Source organism: Pseudomonas sp. KH_040 (genome assembly GCF_057839305.1).
Map to the genome: position 1 here is coordinate 1,909,537 of NZ_CM174487.1, position 16,851 is coordinate 1,926,387.

General features: G+C 58.1%; 12 protein-coding genes. 10 read left to right on the forward strand and 2 right to left on the reverse strand.

Annotated features, from left to right (window positions below; genetic code table 11):
• Nucleotides 1-90 precede the first annotated feature (90 nt).
• Nucleotides 91-1,686, reverse strand: coding sequence for a glycoside hydrolase family 17 protein (locus tag AC3IUF_RS08595; RefSeq protein WP_489280871.1), 1,596 nt, complete (start codon nucleotides 1,684-1,686; stop codon nucleotides 91-93).
• Between the two features lie 286 nt (nucleotides 1,687-1,972).
• Here AC3IUF_RS08595 and AC3IUF_RS08600 point away from each other — a divergent pair, with 286 nt between their 5' ends.
• From AC3IUF_RS08600 to AC3IUF_RS08610, 3 genes are all read left to right on the forward strand, one after another.
• The gene (locus tag AC3IUF_RS08600; protein ID WP_007919916.1) at nucleotides 1,973-2,824 is read left to right on the forward strand and encodes a glycine betaine ABC transporter substrate-binding protein; all 852 of its coding nucleotides are present in this window, start codon (nucleotides 1,973-1,975) and stop codon (nucleotides 2,822-2,824) included.
• Between the two features lie 248 nt (nucleotides 2,825-3,072).
• Nucleotides 3,073-3,384: a DUF485 domain-containing protein gene (locus AC3IUF_RS08605; protein ID WP_007919908.1), complete on the forward strand. Its 312-nt coding sequence runs from the start codon at nucleotides 3,073-3,075 to the stop codon at nucleotides 3,382-3,384.
• Complete coding sequence (locus AC3IUF_RS08610; protein ID WP_007919906.1) at nucleotides 3,381-5,039, forward strand: cation acetate symporter; 1,659 nt, start codon at nucleotides 3,381-3,383, stop codon at nucleotides 5,037-5,039. The genes AC3IUF_RS08605 and AC3IUF_RS08610 overlap by 4 nt, the downstream gene beginning before the upstream one ends.
• Nucleotides 5,040-6,081: 1,042 nt before the next feature.
• Here AC3IUF_RS08610 and gltA read toward each other — a convergent pair.
• Entirely contained in the window at nucleotides 6,082-7,371 is a 1,290-nt protein-coding gene (gltA, locus tag AC3IUF_RS08615) for a citrate synthase (protein ID WP_007919904.1), read from the reverse strand.
• Nucleotides 7,372-7,733: 362 nt separating this feature from the next.
• Here gltA and sdhC point away from each other — a divergent pair, with 362 nt between their 5' ends.
• The 7 genes from sdhC to lpdA all read left to right on the forward strand — a co-directional run bounded on the left by sdhC (nucleotide 7,734) and on the right by lpdA (nucleotide 16,844).
• On the forward strand, nucleotides 7,734-8,108 hold the full coding sequence (sdhC, locus tag AC3IUF_RS08620) for a succinate dehydrogenase, cytochrome b556 subunit (protein WP_038363944.1): 375 nt from the start codon (nucleotides 7,734-7,736) through the stop codon (nucleotides 8,106-8,108).
• The gene (gene sdhD, locus AC3IUF_RS08625) at nucleotides 8,102-8,470 is read left to right on the forward strand and encodes a succinate dehydrogenase, hydrophobic membrane anchor protein (protein WP_007919900.1); all 369 of its coding nucleotides are present in this window, start codon (nucleotides 8,102-8,104) and stop codon (nucleotides 8,468-8,470) included. The genes sdhC and sdhD overlap by 7 nt, the downstream gene beginning before the upstream one ends.
• A 3-nt stretch (nucleotides 8,471-8,473) precedes the next feature.
• Nucleotides 8,474-10,246, forward strand: coding sequence for a succinate dehydrogenase flavoprotein subunit (gene sdhA / locus AC3IUF_RS08630; protein WP_007919889.1), 1,773 nt, complete (start codon nucleotides 8,474-8,476; stop codon nucleotides 10,244-10,246).
• Between the two features lie 11 nt (nucleotides 10,247-10,257).
• Nucleotides 10,258-10,962, forward strand: coding sequence for a succinate dehydrogenase iron-sulfur subunit (locus tag AC3IUF_RS08635; RefSeq protein ID WP_007919888.1), 705 nt, complete (start codon nucleotides 10,258-10,260; stop codon nucleotides 10,960-10,962).
• A 251-nt stretch (nucleotides 10,963-11,213) separates the two neighbouring features.
• Nucleotides 11,214-14,045: a 2-oxoglutarate dehydrogenase E1 component gene (locus AC3IUF_RS08640; RefSeq protein WP_007919886.1), complete on the forward strand. Its 2,832-nt coding sequence runs from the start codon at nucleotides 11,214-11,216 to the stop codon at nucleotides 14,043-14,045.
• Between the two features lie 44 nt (nucleotides 14,046-14,089).
• Entirely contained in the window at nucleotides 14,090-15,310 is a 1,221-nt protein-coding gene (odhB, locus tag AC3IUF_RS08645) for a 2-oxoglutarate dehydrogenase complex dihydrolipoyllysine-residue succinyltransferase (protein ID WP_007919883.1), read from the forward strand.
• Between the two features lie 97 nt (nucleotides 15,311-15,407).
• Nucleotides 15,408-16,844 carry a dihydrolipoyl dehydrogenase gene (lpdA, locus tag AC3IUF_RS08650; RefSeq protein WP_007919881.1) on the forward strand — a complete coding sequence of 479 codons (1,437 nt, stop codon included), beginning with the start codon at nucleotides 15,408-15,410 and terminating at the stop codon, nucleotides 16,842-16,844.
• Nucleotides 16,845-16,851 lie beyond the last annotated feature (7 nt).

Below are 16,851 nucleotides of genomic sequence, written 5' to 3' on the forward strand. Positions count from 1 at the left end.
AAGATCGCAGCCTTCGGCAGCTCCTACATTGAAATGGCGTACACCTTGTAGGAGTTGCCGAAGGCTGCGATCTTTTGATCTTGCTTTTGATCAGTCTTTTCGAACGCGCAGGCAGCGCCACAGAGCCGCCACCATCAACACACTCACCAACGCCCAACCCCACGCCTGCTGATTCTGCAAACCTTCCTGATACAGCTGCGGCGCAATCCCCGCGCCGACAATGAAGGTCAGCAAGGCAATTTCACGACGCGGCACGCTGACCGGCCGGCACAGATAAACCAGCGCCGGCAGCACAAACGCCATGCTTGCAAAGCTGCGATAACGCGGATCAAACACCATCTCCAGCATCATCACCGCTGCGGCAAAGCCTGCTGCCGCGAGCAGCCAGCCGGCGCGCCGCTCCAGCAGATTGAACACCCGCTCACGCCAGCCAGTTCGCGCGCTCAGCGTCAGTGCCGCGTGTGCCAGTACCAACAGATTCAGCGCCGTCAGCAAACCGACCCACAGCCACTCACTGGTGAACCGCGTGGTCACCCGCGCCAGATCACCCCAGGCGCCAATCGAGCAAGCGGCGAGGGCGCCCAGCAGCGGCAACACCAGCGCCGAGCGCGTGGTCCGAACGCGACCGCCAAGGATCAGCGTGCCAAGGAAAATCAACCCGCCGACCGCCAGCCATTCTTTCCAGAACGGTACATTCGTCACCGGTCCGGCGAGTACGCCTTTGTCCTGACGATCAGCATCGAACAGTCCCCAGTAACCGCCCACTGCGCCTTCACTGCCGCGCTTCCATGGCTGGTCAAACGCTTCGATCAGGTTGTAATGCCAGCCTTCTTTCTCGGCCATCGCGACAAAACCACGAATGAACCTGGCCTCGTTGACCCGGCTCGGCAGGGCGGTCTCGCGCTGGCGGCCTTCGCTCGGCCAGCCGGTTTCGCCAATCATCACGTCTTTCGGCGCGAATTTATTGCCGAACACCTGACGCACATCCGCGACATGTTGCAGGGCGACGTCAATGTTCGACGGATCATCCTCCCAGTACGGCAGCAAGTGGATGGTCAGGAAATCCACCGCCGGTGCGATTTCCGGATGCTTGAGCCAGAACTCCCAGACATCGGCATAGGTGACCGGTTGCTTGACCTGGCCCTTGACCTTGTTGATCAACCGGGCAAGTTGCGCGCCAGTGACTTCCTTGCGCAGCAGCGCTTCGTTGCCGACGATCACCGCGCTGACCACGTCCGGGTTGGCGTTGGCTGATTTGATCAGCAGGTCGACTTCTTTCTCGGTGTCTACCGGGTTGCTGTTGACCCACGCGCCGATCATCAATTTCAAGCCGTGTTTGCGCGCCAGATCCGGCAGCGCCTCGAGGCCGGTCATCGAATAGGTGCGAATGCACTCAAAACGTGTCGCCAGCAGCGCGAGGTCAGCGTCCATGCGCTCGGGGCGCAGCTTGAACGGCACGTCGAACGGCGACTGGTCTTTATCGAACGGGGTGTAGGAGGCGCATTGCAATTTATGCGTCGGCGTAGCGGCGTCCGGCAGGATCACCGGTTGGCCGAGGCCGTACCAGAAGCCAGCGAGTGCAAACAGCCCCAGCAGGCAGGCGAAGAGATAAGGCAGAAAAGGGAAGCGGGAGGTCGCGGACATGGTCAGGCCGAGTGGCTGCAAAGCGACGCATGTTACCTGCATTTATAGAGGGGTTGGTGGCTCGCATGATTTTGACATGCAAAGTTCGGGCGGATTGTCTGGCGCCAAATATTCAGACGTCATTAATGGCCTTGTGATGTCGTTTCTCGTTGTCTTGAGGTCGCTGGCAGAGCAGGTCGACTGCCGCCTGAGGTTGATGATCAAGCCATCAGTGCTCCGCTGATGTTCTAACGAGTTTGCGGTCAGGCGTGATGGGGGCGCCGTGCACCATAACAATACGTTGACGCCGCCCGTCATCCGTCGGGCGCAGCATTTCGGGGAAGTAACGATGAAGATGCGACGACTTTTAGGCGCAAGTGCTGCTCTGGTGCTTGCGATGAGTTCCACTTTCGCCAGCGCAGAAAAACAGACCCTGAACATCGGTTACGTTGACGGCTGGTCCGACAGCGTCGCGACCACCCACGTGGCGGCCGAAGTGATCAAACAGAAGCTCGGCTACGACGTGAAACTGCAAGCCGTCGCCACCGGGATCATGTGGCAGGGCGTGGCCACCGGCAAGCTCGATGCCATGCTCTCGGCCTGGCTGCCCGTGACCCACGGTGAATACTGGACGAAGAACAAGGATCAGGTCGTCGATTACGGCCCGAACTTCAAGGATGCGAAAATCGGCCTGATCGTGCCGGAGTATGTGAAAGCCAAGTCGATCGAAGACTTGAAAACCGACGACACCTTCAAGAATCGCATCGTCGGCATCGACGCCGGTTCAGGCGTGATGCTCAAGACCGATCAGGCGATCAAGGACTACGGTCTCGACAAATACAGCCTCAAAGCCAGTTCCGGCGCCGGCATGATTGCCGAGCTGACCCGTGCCGAGAAGAAAAACGAATCCATCGCGGTCACCGGTTGGGTGCCGCACTGGATGTTCGCCAAGTGGAAACTGCGCTTCCTCGACGACCCGAAAGGCGTGTACGGCGCAGCCGAAACCGTAAACAGCATCGGCAGCAAAGAACTCGCGACCAAAGCACCGGAAGTGGCCAAGTTCCTGAAGAACTTCCAGTGGGCGTCGAAAGACGAAATCGGCGAGGTCATGCTGGCGATTCAGGACGGTGCCAAGCCTGACGCAGCGGCCAAGGATTGGGTAGCCAAACACCCGGATCGCGTGGCTGACTGGACTAAGTAACCCGAAATAGCATCGTTCACCACGAACCCTGTGGGAGCGGGCTTGCCCGCGATAGCGTTCTCTCAGTTGACTAATAGTTGGCTGACACGACGCCATCGCTGGCAAGCCAGCTCCCACAGTTTTTTGTGTGTGCTCAAGAATGGCAAATACGTCATGGCGTTCTACTACTAAGGTCGTCTGTTACCGCGCTCGCAGCCGCATACATTAGCTACGTTCCAACAATAATCTGTGCTGCGAGGATAAAAACAATGAACGACAGCATTTACCTCTCGATTCAAAACAGTCCCCGATTCAAGGAGCTGGTGCGAAAAAGGGAAAAGTTCGCCTGGATACTCTCGGCGATCATGCTCGGGCTTTACTCTGGCTTCATCCTGTTGATCGCTTACGGGCCACACATTCTGGGCGCGAAACTCAGTCCGGAATCCTCGATTACCTGGGGAATTCCAATCGGTGTCGGACTCATTCTTTCTGCATTCATCCTCACCGCTATCTACGTGCGCCGCGCCAATGGCGAGTTCGACGACTTGAACAATGCGATTCTCAAGGAGGCTCAGCAATGATCCGGCGTCTACTGGCTTTATTGAGTGTTGCGGCGTTCGCGCCGAGTGTCTGGGCGGCTGACGCGTTGACCGGTGAAGTGGCCAAACAGCCACTGAACATTCCGGCGATCCTGATGTTCGTCGCGTTCGTTGGCGCGACCTTATACATCACCTACTGGGCCTCGAAGAAAAACAATTCGGCGGCCGACTACTATGCGGCGGGCGGCAAGATCACCGGTTTCCAGAATGGTCTGGCGATCGCCGGTGACTACATGTCGGCGGCGTCCTTCCTGGGGATTTCCGCGCTGGTGTTCACCTCCGGCTACGATGGCCTGATCTACTCGATCGGCTTCCTGGTGGGCTGGCCGATCATTCTGTTCCTGATCGCCGAGCGCCTGCGTAACCTGGGTAAATACACCTTTGCCGACGTGGCGTCCTACCGCCTCGGGCAAACCCAGATCCGCACCCTGTCTGCCTGCGGCTCGCTGGTGGTGGTGGCGTTCTACCTGATCGCGCAAATGGTCGGTGCCGGCAAGCTGATTCAGCTGTTGTTCGGTCTGGACTACCACGTCGCGGTGATTCTGGTGGGTGTGCTGATGTGCATGTACGTGCTGTTCGGCGGCATGCTGGCGACCACTTGGGTACAGATCATCAAGGCTGTGCTGTTGCTGTCCGGCGCCTCGTTCATGGCGCTGATGGTGATGAAGCACGTAGGCTTCGACTTCAACACGCTGTTCTCCGAAGCGATCAAGGTTCACGCCAAAGGCGAAGCGATCATGAGCCCGGGCGGTCTGGTCAAGGATCCGATTTCGGCGTTCTCGCTGGGTCTGGCGCTGATGTTCGGTACGGCTGGTCTGCCACACATTCTGATGCGCTTCTTCACCGTGAGTGACGCAAAAGAAGCCCGCAAGAGCGTGCTCTACGCAACCGGTTTCATTGGCTACTTCTACATCCTGACCTTCATTATCGGCTTCGGCGCGATCCTGCTGGTCAGCACTAACCCGGCCTTCAAAGATGCTGCTGGCGCGCTGTTGGGCGGCAACAACATGGCGGCGGTGCACCTGGCCAATGCGGTCGGCGGCAGTATCTTCCTCGGCTTTATCTCGGCGGTGGCGTTCGCGACCATTCTGGCGGTAGTGGCAGGCCTGACCCTGGCCGGTGCTTCGGCGGTTTCTCACGACCTGTACGCCAGTGTGATCAAGAAGGGCAAGGCGAACGAGAAGGACGAGATTCGTGTCTCGAAGATCACCACCATTGCCTTGGCGGTGCTGGCGATTGGCTTGGGCATCTTGTTCGAAAGTCAGAACATTGCGTTCATGGTGGGCCTGGCGTTCTCGATCGCTGCCAGCTGTAACTTCCCGGTGCTGTTGCTTTCGATGTACTGGAAGAAGCTGACCACTCGTGGGGCGATGATTGGCGGCTGGTTGGGTCTGGTGAGTGCGGTTGGCCTGATGATCCTTGGCCCGACCATCTGGGTGCAGATTCTGCATCATGAGAAGGCGATCTTCCCTTACGAGTATCCGGCGTTGTTCTCGATGATCATTGCCTTTGTGGGGATCTGGTTCTTCTCGATTACTGACAAGTCGGCGGCTGCGGACAATGAGCGGGCGTTGTTCTTCCCGCAGTTTGTGCGTTCGCAGACGGGGTTGGGGGCGAGTGGGGCGGTTTCGCATTGATGGTTTGATGGTTTTGTAATGTTGTGCTGAATGCCCCGGTTGAGAGATCGGGGCATTTTTTGTGGGCGGTTATCGGACTTTGGTGTGTTTTTTATTGGGTGTATATCCGTTGCTGCGGTAACGGCTGATTAGGGTTTCGCCCTTACGGCGACTCACTTTTTTTCAAACGCCAAAAAAAGTAAGCAAAAAACGCTTGCTCCTACGTCCGGCCCGCTCGCTGGGGCTCGGGGTTCCTTCGCTGCGGGATCGATCCGGGCGCAGCGCCTACGGTTTGCTTCGCTGCACCTCCTCTCGCTGTGTTTGGCTTCGCCAAACGGTCGCTGCGCTCCCACGCCCGGATCAATCCCTCCACTCAGCCTTCCGACGTCGCTTACAGATCAAGAGCTGCAGCCGAGCTAACGTTCATCCTGTTGAGTGGTGAAGAGCGTGTGTTCGGCTTTGGTTCGGTGGTGGATTTGCCCCTCATCGGAACGCCGCCCGCCCAGCCCTCTCCCGAGGGAGAGGGAGCCGATTTGTGAGCTTTTCAGAATCTGAGTTCAACGCGGTATCGCACGTCGGCGTACCTCTACCAAACCACTCGGTCAGTCCCCTCTCCCTCCGGGAGAGGGCTAGGGTGAGGGGCTCTTGATCTGGCTTTTGATCTTGCTTTGGCTTTGGCTTTGGCTTTTGATCTTTTGCCCCATCGGCAGGCCGAGCGTAGGTGTCCATCCGGGGGTAGGCGCGCAGCGCCGTGCGGCGTAGCCGCATACATCGAGAGGAGGTGCAGCGAAGCAAACCGTAGGCGATGCCCCCGGATGGACACCGTAGCGAGGGAACACTGAGCCTCAGCGAAGTGCCGTACGCCGGGGCAAAGCCTTTTGGGTTACCTTTTCGGCGTTTGGAAAAGGTGACTCGCTGTAAGAGCGAAACCGCCAGCAGCACCACCCGCGGCAACGGATATGCCCCCAATCCAATAAAACTGCCACAGCACAAACAAAAACGGCCCCTATATAAATAGAGGCCGTTCCCGGTACAACTTTAAGACGTCATCGCAAGACAAGTCTTATTTGCGGTCTTCCAGCTTGGAAATGTCACGCGACTCGTAACCAGTGTACAACTGGCGCGGACGGCCAATCTTGTACGGGCTGGAGAGCATCTCTTTCCAGTGGGAGATCCAGCCAACCGTACGTGCCAGCGCGAAAATCACCGTGAACATGCTGGTCGGAATGCCGATCGCCTTGAGGATGATCCCCGAGTAGAAGTCGACGTTCGGGTACAGCGAGCGTTCGATGAAGTACGGGTCGGTCAGCGCGATCTCTTCCAGGCGCATGGCCAGTTCGAGTTGCGGATCGTTGTTGATGCCCAGTTCCTTCAGCACTTCGTCGCAGGTCTGCTTCATTACAGTCGCGCGAGGGTCGCGGTTCTTGTAAACGCGGTGACCGAAGCCCATCAGTTTGAACGGATCGTTCTTGTCCTTGGCCTTGGCGATGAACTTGTCGATGTTCGAAACATCGCCAATCTCGTCAAGCATGGTCAACACAGCTTCGTTCGCACCGCCGTGGGCAGGGCCCCACAGTGCAGCGATACCGGCGGCGATACAGGCGAACGGGTTGGCACCCGAAGAGCCGGCCAGGCGCACGGTAGAGGTCGAAGCGTTCTGCTCGTGGTCGGCGTGGAGGATGAAGATCCGGTCCATGGCCTTGGCGAGCACCGGGCTGATCGGTTTGATCTCGCACGGGGTGTTGAACATCATGTGCAGGAAGTTTTCCGCGTACGTCAGATCGTTGCGCGGGTACATCATGGGTTGGCCCATGGAGTACTTGTAAACCATCGCTGCCAGGGTCGGCATCTTGGCAACCAGACGGATCGCGGAGATTTCGCGATGCTGCGGGTTATTGATGTCCAGGGAGTCGTGGTAGAAGGCCGAGAGGGCGCCGACTACACCGCACATGACGGCCATCGGGTGGGCGTCGCGACGGAAGCCGTTGAAGAAGGTTTTCAGCTGCTCGTGAACCATGGTGTGGTTTTTCACGGTGCTGACGAACTGGGCCTTCTGTTCTGCGGTCGGCAATTCGCCGTTGAGCAGCAGGTAGCAGGTTTCCAGGTAGTCCGATTTTTCAGCCAGCTGTTCGATCGGGTAGCCGCGGTGCAACAGAATGCCGTTGTCGCCGTCGATATAGGTGATCTTCGACTCGCACGAGGCGGTCGACATGAAACCAGGGTCGAACGTGAAGCGGCCCGTGGCCGTCAGGCCCCGAACATCAATTACATCGGGACCAACGGTGCCGGTTAAAATGGGCAGCTCGACGGGGGCTGCGCCCTCGATGATCAACTGCGCTTTTTTGTCAGCCATGTGGCCTCCTATTTATGCTTGAACCATCAGACAGACCCCCCACGCAGGGCCCGCACCACTATAGTGAGATAAATTCGAATGTCAATTTGCCTAAAGTCTTGCTCCAGAAGGCTTTAAGCGCACTTTTTCCTCGAAATTGACTGCCATTTACGCCTTTTATACGACTTGTGCAATCAGCTATTTGGGGTAGGTGATTGCGTTGTCATTAGTAACCTAACTGTCTATACTCGGCCACCGACCGCCAAGGGCTTTTGGGCCAGCTTTGTTGGGGGTCGCATCCCTGGGTGGTGGTTACCTGACCAGTGCACTCCCCAACAACTTTGCCCTGATTGTTAGGGGCTCTTCAGTGTGAAAAAAAAGCCGTGAAAAGCCAACGACCTGTAAACCTAGACCTAAGGACCATCAAACTCCCCATCACCGGCGTTACGTCGTTTCTTCACCGTGTTTCCGGCATCATCCTCTTCCTGGGTATCGGCTTCATGCTTTATGCATTGGGCAAGTCTCTGGGTTCCGAGGAAGGTTTTGCCGAAGTGAAGGCATGCTTGACCAGCCCGCTGGCCAAGTTCGTAGCATGGGGCCTCCTGTCCGCTCTGCTGTATCACCTGGTAGCCGGTGTGCGCCACTTGATCATGGACATGGGCATCGGTGAGACGCTGGAAGGCGGCCGCCTGGGCTCGAAAATCATCATCGCCATTTCCGTGGTGCTGATCGTTCTGGCAGGAGTTTGGATATGGTAACCAGCGTTACGAACCTTTCGCGTTCGGGCCTCTATGACTGGATGGCGCAACGTGTGTCTGCGGTTGTTCTCGCGGCTTATTTCATTTTCCTGATCGGATACCTTGCAGCGAATCCGGGCATTGGCTACGACCAGTGGCACGGCCTGTTCGCTCACAACGGGATGCGTATCTTCAGTCTGCTGGCCCTCGTTGCCCTTGGCGCTCACGCCTGGGTCGGCATGTGGACCATCGCGACCGACTACCTGACGCCAATGGCGCTGGGCAAGTCCGCGACTGCAGTACGTTTCCTTTTCCAGGCAGTTTGCGGCATCGCGATGTTCGCTTACTTCGTCTGGGGTGTGCAGATTCTCTGGGGTATCTGATTCATGGCTAACATTCCAACGATTTCTTTCGACGCCATCATTATTGGTGGTGGCGGTGCCGGCATGCGCGCTGCGCTGCAACTGGCGCAGGGCGGTCACAAGACTGCCGTGATCACCAAGGTTTTCCCGACCCGTTCGCACACTGTGTCCGCCCAGGGCGGCATCACGTGCGCAATCGCGTCCGCTGACCCGAACGATGACTGGCGCTGGCACATGTACGATACCGTCAAGGGCTCCGACTACATCGGTGACCAGGATGCTATCGAGTACATGTGTCAGGAAGGCCCGGCCGCGGTTTTCGAGCTGGACCACATGGGTCTGCCGTTCTCGCGTACCGAGCAAGGCCGTATCTACCAGCGTCCGTTCGGTGGTCAGTCCAAGGACTACGGCAAGGGCGGTCAGGCTGCACGTACTTGCGCGGCGTCCGACCGTACCGGTCACGCACTGCTGCACACCCTTTATCAGGGCAACCTGAAAGCCGGTACCACGTTCCTGAACGAGTACTACGCTGTTGATCTGGTGAAAAACCAGGAAGGCGAATTCGTCGGTGTGATCGCGATCTGCATCGAAACCGGCGAAACCACCTACATCCGCGCCAAGGCCACCGTACTGGCTACCGGCGGTGCAGGTCGTATCTACGCTTCCACCACCAACGCCCTGATCAACACCGGTGACGGCGTCGGCATGGCTCTGCGTGCTGGCGTGCCGGTACAAGACATTGAAATGTGGCAGTTCCACCCGACCGGCATCGCCGGCGCCGGTGTACTGGTTACCGAAGGTTGCCGTGGTGAAGGTGGTTACCTGATCAACAAGCACGGCGAGCGTTTCATGGAGCGTTATGCTCCGAACGCCAAAGACCTTGCCGGTCGTGACGTGGTTGCTCGTTCGATGGTTAAAGAAATCATCGCCGGCAACGGTTGCGGTCCGAATGGCGACCACGTAATGCTCAAACTCGACCACTTGGGCGAGGAAGTGCTGCACAGCCGTCTGCCAGGCATCTGCGAACTGTCGAAGACGTTCGCTCACGTTGACCCTGTTGTTGCGCCGGTTCCGGTTGTTCCGACTTGCCACTATATGATGGGCGGCGTTGCCACCAATATCCACGGCCAGGCGATCACCCAGAACGCCGAAGGCGTGGATCAGATCATCCCTGGTCTGTTCGCAGTAGGTGAAGTGGCTTGCGTATCGGTGCACGGTGCCAACCGTCTGGGCGGCAACTCGCTGCTCGACCTGGTGGTATTCGGCCGCGCTGCCGGCCTGCACCTGGAAAAAGCGCTGACTGATGGCATCGAATACGACGACGCTACCGAAGCCGACATCGAAGCTGCCCTGTCGCGTCTGAACGCGCTGAACAGCCGTACTGATGGCGAAGATGTGGCAACCCTGCGTCGCGAACTGCAAAGCTGCATGCAGAACTACTTCGGCGTATTCCGTACCGGCGAATACATGCAGAAAGGTATCGCTCAGCTCGCTGACCTGCGTACCCGCATCGCCAACGTGAAGATCAACGATAAGTCGCAGGCGTTCAACACTGCCCGTATCGAAGCGCTGGAACTGCAAAACCTGCTGGAAGTGGCTGAAGCTACCGCCATCGCTGCCGAAGTCCGTAAAGAGTCGCGCGGTGCTCACGCCCGTGAGGACTTCGAAGATCGTGACGACGAAAACTGGCTGTGCCACACCCTGTACTTCCCGGGTGACAAGCGCGTCACCAAGCGTGCCGTGAACTTCTCGCCGAAGACTGTTCCGACTTTTGAACCTAAAGTCCGGACTTATTAAGGGTGACCGCCATGTTGAAAGTCAGTGTTTATCGCTACAACCCTGATCAGGACGCTGCGCCGTTCATGCAGGAATTCCAGGTCGATACCGGTGGTAAAGACCTGATGGTGCTGGACGTGCTGGCCCTGATCAAAGAGCAGGACGAGGGTTTCTCCTATCGTCGCTCTTGCCGTGAAGGCGTCTGCGGCTCCGACGGCATGAACATCAACGGCAAGAACGGTCTGGCGTGCATCACGCCGCTGTCCGCCGTTGTAAAAGGTAACAAGTTGATTGTTCGTCCGCTGCCAGGTTTGCCGGTTATCCGTGACCTGGTCGTCGATATGAGCATCTTCTACAAGCAATACGAGAAGGTGAAGCCTTACCTGCAGAACGACACGCCGGCTCCGGCCATCGAGCGTCTGCAGTCGCCAGAAGAGCGCGAAAAGCTCGACGGTCTGTACGAGTGCATCCTGTGCGCTTGCTGCTCGACTTCGTGCCCGTCCTTCTGGTGGAACCCGGACAAGTTCCTGGGTCCAGCTGCGCTGCTGCAAGCTTATCGCTTCCTGGCAGACAGCCGTGACACCAAGACCAACGAGCGTCTGGCTTCGCTCGATGACCCGTTCAGCGTCTTCCGCTGCCGGGGCATCATGAACTGCGTCAACGTATGTCCGAAAGGCCTGAACCCGACTAAGGCCATCGGTCACATCCGTAACATGCTGCTTTCGAGCGGCGTGTGATTCAGCTGCTGTAACCGCTGCACCGTAGAGGCTGTGGCGCGGGCTTCAACCCGCGTCATGGCTATAACCAGAGCAGTAGCCACAAGCTGCCGCTCTTATTTTGAAGAAATGAGACAAGCAGGGGCATCCGGGCTGGTACCCGGACTATCAGTGTGATCCTAAGTGGCTTGTTTTAGTCGCTGCATTCGGACTTCTGCAAGTTTGCTCGGTGTCGACATCGATGGTGTTCCCCTAACCGAGGGTGACCAAGCATGCAAGAAAGCGTGATGCAGCGCATGTGGAACAGCGCCTACCTTTCAGGTGGAAACGCTGCCTATGTGGAAGAGCTTTATGAGCTCTACCTGCACGACCCTAACGCTGTGCCAGAAGAGTGGCGCACCTACTTTCAGAAGTTGCCTGCCGACGGCAACTCTGCCACTGATGTTTCGCACTCCACGATTCGCGATCATTTCGTGCTGCTGGCAAAGAACCAGCGCCGCGCCCAACCGGTTTCCGCCGGCAGCGTGAGCAGTGAGCACGAGAAGAAGCAGGTTGAAGTGCTGCGATTGATCCAGGCCTACCGTATGCGTGGCCACCAGGCAGCCCAGCTTGACCCGCTGGGACTGTGGCAGCGTCCTGCACCTGCAGACCTGTCGATCAATCATTACGGCTTGACCAATGCCGATCTTGATACGACCTTCCGTGCCGGCGACCTGTTCATCGGCAAAGAGGAAGCGAGCCTACGCGAAATTCACGAAGCGTTGCAGCAGACATATTGCCGCACCATCGGCGCTGAATTTACGCACATCACCGATTCCGAGCAGCGCCAGTGGTTCCAGCAGCGTCTGGAAAGCGTGCGTGGTCGTCCGACGTACTCCGCCGACATCAAGAGCCACCTGCTTGAGCGCGTGACTGCCGGTGAAGGCCTGGAAAAATACCTGGGCACCAAATACCCGGGCACCAAGCGTTTCGGTCTGGAAGGCGGCGAAAGCCTGATTCCGATGCTCGACGAACTGATCCAGCGTTCCGGTTCCTACGGCACCAAGGAAGTCGTCATCGGCATGGCCCACCGTGGCCGTCTGAACGTGCTGGTCAACACCTTCGGCAAGAACCCGCGCGAGCTGTTCGACGAGTTCGAAGGCAAGAAGAAGGTCGAGCTGGGTTCCGGTGACGTTAAATACCACCAGGGCTTCTCGTCCAACGTGATGACCGCCGGCGGTGAAGTTCACTTGGCCATGGCGTTCAACCCGTCCCACCTGGAAATCGTTTCCCCGGTGGTAGAAGGTTCGGTTCGCGCCCGTCAGGATCGTCGTAACGACCCGACCGGTGAGAAGGTTCTGCCGATCTCCATCCACGGTGACGCTGCATTCGCAGGTCAGGGCGTGGTCATGGAAACCTTCCAGATGTCGCAGACCCGCGGTTTCAAGACCGGCGGTACCGTGCACATCGTGATCAACAACCAGGTCGGTTTCACCATCAGCAACCCGCTGGACTCGCGTTCCACCGAGTACGCCACCGACGTTGCCAAGATGATCCAGGCGCCAATCCTCCATGTGAATGGTGATGATCCGGAAGCCGTGTTGTTCGTGACCCAACTGGCCATCGACTACCGCATGCAGTTCAAGCGTGACGTGGTGATCGACCTGGTCTGCTACCGTCGTCGCGGCCACAACGAGGCCGACGAGCCAAGCGGTACTCAGCCTCTGATGTATCAGCAGATCACCAAGCAGCGCACCACCCGTGAGCTGTACGCTGATCGTCTGACCCAGGGCGGTGTACTGGACGCAGAGCGTGTTCAGGCGAAAGTCGACGAATACCGCAACGCGCTGGACAACGGTCTGCACGTCGTGAAATCGCTGGTCAAAGAGCCGAACAAAGAACTGTTCGTGGACTGGCGTCCGTATCTGGGCCACGCCTGGACTGCGCGTCACGACACGCGTTTTGATCTGAAGACCCTGCAAGAACTGTCCGCCAAGCTGCTGGAAATTCCGGAAGGCTTCGTGGTTCAGCGTCAGGTCTCGAAGATCTACGAAGACCGTCAGAAGATGCAAGCCGGCGGCCTGCCGATCAACTGGGGTTACGCCGAAACCATGGCGTACGCGACCCTGGCGTTCGAAGGTCACCCGATCCGCATGACCGGTCAGGACATCGGCCGCGGTACGTTCTCGCACCGTCACGCTGTGCTGCACAACCAGAAAGACGCGGGCACCTACATTCCGCTGCAGCACCTGTACGACGGTCAGCCACGCTTTGACCTGTACGACTCGTTCCTGTCGGAAGAAGCGGTACTGGCCTTCGAATACGGTTACTCGACCACCACGCCGGATGCGCTGGTGATCTGGGAAGCCCAGTTCGGCGACTTCGCCAACGGTGCACAGGTTGTTATCGACCAGTTCATCACCAGCGGCGAGCACAAGTGGGGCCGTCTCTGCGGTCTGACCATGTTGCTGCCACACGGTTACGAAGGTCAGGGCCCTGAGCACAGCTCGGCACGTCTTGAGCGTTACCTGCAACTGTGCGCCGAGCACAATATTCAGGTCGCCGTACCGACCACGCCAGCACAGATCTACCACTTGCTGCGTCGTCAGGTGATTCGCCCGCTGCGCAAGCCGTTGATCGTGCTGACGCCGAAGTCGCTGCTGCGCCACAAACTGGCCATCTCGACCCTGGAAGATCTGGCCGAAGGTTCGTTCCAGACCGTGATCCCGGAAATCGATACTCTGGACCCGAAAAAGGTCGAGCGTGTTGTCCTGTGTAGCGGCAAGGTCTACTACGACCTGCTGGAAAAACGCCGTGCCGAAGGCCGTGAAGATATCGCCATCGTGCGGATCGAGCAGCTGTATCCATTCCCTGAGGACGACTTGAAAGAAGTCCTGGCTCCGTACACCAACGTCAAAAATGCCGTTTGGTGTCAGGAAGAGCCGATGAACCAGGGCGCCTGGTACTGCAGCCAGCATCACTTGCGCCGTAGCATCGGTAACCTCGACAAGTCTCTCGTACTTGAGTACGCGGGCCGTGAGGCTTCTGCTGCACCTGCTTGTGGTTACGCATCGATGCACGCCGAGCAGCAGGAAAAACTGCTGCAAGATGCTTTCACTGTTTAACGCCTTCGCGCTGACTGAAACCGAATTTTAAGGACCCACAGATAATGGCTATCGAAATCAAAGCCCCGTCATTCCCGGAATCGGTTGCCGATGGCACCGTTGCCACTTGGCACAAGAAACCAGGTGAGGCCGTCAAGCGTGACGACCTGATCGTCGACATCGAAACCGACAAAGTCGTACTCGAAGTCCTGGCTGAAGCTGACGGCGTGCTGGGCGCAATTGTTGCCAACGAAGGCGATACCGTTCTTTCCAACCAGGTACTGGGCTCGATCGAAGAGGGCAGCGCTGCCGCTGCTCCAGCCGCCGCTGCTGCTCCGGCTGCTGCTGCCGCCGCTCCAGCTGCTGGCGAAGGCGAAGACGATCCTGTTGCTGCTCCAGCTGCGCGCAAGCTGGCTGAAGAAAACGGCATCAACATCGCTTCCGTTGCCGGCACCGGCAAAGGTGGTCGTGTGACCAAGGAAGACGTGGTGGCTGCTGTTGCTGCCAAGAAAGCCGCTCCGGCTGCCGCGCCTGCCAAGGCTGCTGCTCCTTCGGCTGCCGCTCCTGTGTTCGCCGCTGGCGACCGCATCGAGAAGCGCGTACCGATGACCCGCGTTCGTGCCACCGTGGCCAAGCGTCTGGTTGAAGCACAGTCGAACATGGCGATGCTGACCACTTTCAACGAAGTCGACATGACTGAAGTCATGGCCCTGCGTTCGAAGTACAAGGATCTGTTCGAGAAGTCCCACAACGGCGTACGCCTGGGCTTCATGTCGTTCTTCGTCAAGGCTGCTACCGAAGCGCTGAAACGCTTCCCGGCTGTCAACGCGTCGATCGACGGCGGCGACATCGTTTACCACGGCTACGCGGACATTGGCGTTGCCGTTTCCAGCGACCGTGGCCTGGTTGTTCCGGTTCTGCGTAACGCCGAGCTGATGAGCCTGGCTGAAATCGAAGGCGGCATCGCCACTTTCGGCAAGAAAGCCCGTGACGGCAAATTGTCGATGGACGAGATGACCGGTGGTACCTTCACCATCACCAACGGTGGTACCTTCGGTTCGATGATGTCGACCCCGATCGTCAACCCGCCGCAGGCAGCGATTCTGGGCATGCACAACATCATCCAGCGTCCTATGGCCATCAACGGTCAGGTCGTTATCCGTCCGATGATGTACCTGGCACTGTCCTACGATCACCGTCTGATCGATGGCAAAGAAGCTGTGACCTTCCTGGTGACCATCAAGAACCTGCTGGAAGATCCGGCTCGTCTGTTGCTGGATATCTGATAGAAGCAGTCGCGGGCTTCAAGTTTCAAGCTGCAGGAAAGGGCAGCTTGGCTTGGGGCGCGCGGCTTGAAGCTTTTCGCTAAAGAGGATTTTTTGAATGTCGCAGAAATTTGACGTAGTAGTGATCGGTGCTGGCCCTGGTGGCTACGTGGCTGCCATCAAGGCCGCGCAGCTGGGTCTGACCACTGCCTGCATCGAGAAGTACACCGACGCAGAAGGCAAGCAAGCCCTGGGCGGCACCTGCCTGAACGTGGGCTGCATTCCTTCCAAGGCGCTGCTCGACAGTTCCTGGAAATACAAGGAAGCGAAAGAAAGCTTCAACGTTCACGGTATCTCGACTGGCGAAGTCAAAATGGACGTCGCTGCGATGGTTGGCCGCAAGGCTGGCATCGTCAAGAACCTGACCGGCGGCGTTGCCACCCTGTTCAAGGCCAACGGCGTTACTTCGATCCAGGGCCACGGCAAACTGCTGGCTGGCAAGAAGGTCGAAGTCACCAAGCCAGACGGCTCGGTTGAAGTCATCGAAGCTGAAAACGTCATCCTGGCTCCAGGTTCGCGTCCGATTGACATTCCACCAGCTCCGGTTGATCAGAAAGTCATCGTCGATTCGACTGGCGCTCTGGAATTCCAATCCGTACCTAAGCGTCTGGGCGTGATCGGCGCTGGCGTGATCGGTCTGGAACTGGGTTCGGTGTGGTCGCGTCTGGGTTCGGAAGTGGTTGTCCTCGAAGCTCTGGACACCTTCCTGATGGCAGCGGACACCGCTGTTTCCAAGGAAGCGCTGAAAACCCTGACCAAACAAGGTCTGGACATCAAACTGGGCGCTCGCGTAACCGGCTCGAAAGTGAATGGCGACGAAGTCGTTGTGAACTACACCGATGCCAACGGCGAGCAGACCATCACGTTCGACAAGCTGATCGTAGCCGTTGGTCGCCGTCCGGTGACCACTGATCTGCTGGCTGCCGACAGCGGCGTGACCCTCGACGAGCGCGGTTTCGTGCACGTTGACGATCACTGCGCGACCACCGTACCGGGCGTTTTCGCCATCGGTGACGTGGTTCGCGGCATGATGCTGGCGCACAAGGCATCCGAAGAAGGCATCATGGTTGTCGAGCGCATCAAGGGCCACAAAGCCCAGATGAACTATGACCTGATCCCTTCGGTTATTTATACTCACCCGGAAATCGCGTGGGTTGGCAAAACCGAGCAGGCCTTGAAAGCTGAAGGCGTTGAAGTTAACGTCGGCACCTTCCCGTTCGCCGCTTCCGGCCGTGCCATGGCCGCCAACGATACCGGTGGTTTCGTCAAGGTCATCGCTGATGCCAAGACTGACCGCGTATTGGGCGTGCACGTGATTGGCCCGAGCGCTGCAGAACTGGTTCAGCAGGGCGCGATCGGTATGGAATTCGGCACCAGCGCTGAAGACCTGGGCATGATGGTTTTCTCCCATCCGACCCTGTCTGAAGCCTTGCACGAAGCTGCTCTGGCTGTGAATGGCGGCGCCATCCACATTGCCAACCGCAAAAAGCGTTAACAGACAA